This window comes from Komagataeibacter kakiaceti JCM 25156 (assembly GCF_000613305.1).
Window position 1 is genome coordinate 1 of sequence record NZ_BAIO01000502.1, and the last position, 1666, is coordinate 1666.

At 65.0% G+C, this 1666-nt stretch carries 1 protein-coding gene and 1 pseudogene; one reads left to right on the forward strand and one right to left on the reverse strand.

From position 1 onward, the window contains the following. Positions 1–562 (forward strand): annotated as a pseudogene (locus JCM25156_RS25305) (lyase family protein); the annotation flags it as partial. A gap of 6 nt (positions 563–568) precedes the next feature. On the opposite strand, the gene JCM25156_RS15880 reads toward JCM25156_RS25305, so the two are convergent. Further along, positions 569–1663 (reverse strand): SMP-30/gluconolactonase/LRE family protein, encoded by a 1095-nt coding sequence (locus tag JCM25156_RS15880; RefSeq protein WP_084296533.1) that lies wholly within the window; start codon positions 1661–1663, stop codon positions 569–571. Positions 1664–1666: the final 3 nt, after the last annotated feature.

Consider the following 1666-nt stretch of genomic DNA (forward strand, 5'->3'; position numbering starts at 1 on the left):
TGCGCGGGGTGGCCGTCACCCTGCTCAAGATCGCCAATGACATGCGGCTGCTCGGCTCCGGCCCGCGCTGCGGGCTGGGTGAGTTGCACCTGCCTGAAAACGAACCCGGTTCCTCCATCATGCCCGGCAAGGTCAACCCCACCCAGTGCGAGGCGATGGTGATGATCTGCACGCAGGTGCTGGGCAATGATACCACGGTGGCGCTGGCGGGTAGCAGGGGCAACTGGACCTGAACGTGATGCGGCCCGTCATCGTGGCCAATGTGCTGCACGCCATCCGTATCCTGGCTGATGGCTGCCATAATTTCCGGGTCTTTTCCGTGGAAGGCACGCGGCTCAATCGCAAGCGGATTGACGCCTATGTGGCGGGCTCGGTCATGCTGGTGACCGCACTCAGCCCCGAAATAGGCTATGACCGCGCCTCCGCCATCGCCCATCAGGCCATGGAGCATGACATCAGCTTGCGCGAAGCGGCGCTGGCCTCGGGCTTCGTGGATGGGGAGATGTTTGACCGTCTCGTCCGCCCGCTGGACATGGTGGGCAAGGGAGTGGCCGGGGCCTGACCCCTTTCAGGAGGGGGCGGCGCCCTGCGTGTTGACCTGCAGGGTGAACAGCGCATCGGCGGCGCACATGAACAGCACGTCACGCTTGGGGCCGCCGAATGTCAGGTTCGAGACCCCGCGTGGCAGGCGCAGCCGCCCGATCATGCGGCCCTGGGGGTTGTACACCACCACGCCGCACAGCCCGAGCGGCCCGTTGGCCCCGCACCACAGATTGCCGAAAATGTCGGTGCGCATGCCGTCCGGTCCCATCTGGTGGCCTTCAAGCATCATGTCGGCGAACAGGCGGAGGTTGCTGACCGCGCCATCGCGCACATCGCCCATATGGATGCGCAGGTCACCCCCATGGCCTTTCTGCCCCGGCCCCGGACCGGACGAGATGACATGGACACGCGTGCCATCGGGCGAAAAGGCGATGCCGTTCGGGTCCGGCACCTGCTGCTGGGTCATGACGGCGGTCAGGACCCCGGTGACGGGATCAATGCGGAAGACGTGGTCCTGCTGGCGTTTATGGCCGCCAAACTGGGTGACGATTTCCCCATCGAGTGTCCAGCGTTCCACCCCGTCGCGGTTGGTCGGGCCGCCCGGTGCGTCGGGGTGGCCTTCGACGATGGTGTCGCCATAGCCGGGGTCGGTAAACCAGATGCTGCCATCGGGGTGAACGGCGACATCGTTGGGGGAGTTGAGGGGCGCGCCCTCATAACTGTCGGCCAGAACATGGCATGAGCCATCATGTTCCCAGCGCACCACGCGGCGCATCCCGTGTTCGCAACTGATCAGGCGGCCTTCGGCATCGAATATGTTGCCGTTGCTGTTGTAGGAATAGCCGCGAAAGACCGAAACGGCGCTGTTTTCCCACAGATAGCGGTACTGGACCGCGCGGATCGTGTCACTGAGCAGGAGGAAGCGGCCTTCGCTGTTCCATGCCGGACCTTCCAGCCAGTCGCCGCCGCGCCATGCCAGTTTCAGGTTGGCGTTGCCGTACACCAGATCCTTGAAACACGGATCGAGCGCGATGATGTCGGGGTCCGGCAGCACGATGACGGGCGCGTTCTCCCCCCATTGCCGGGGTGGATTCGAGATGACGCTGGGCGGCGCGGGCAGGGT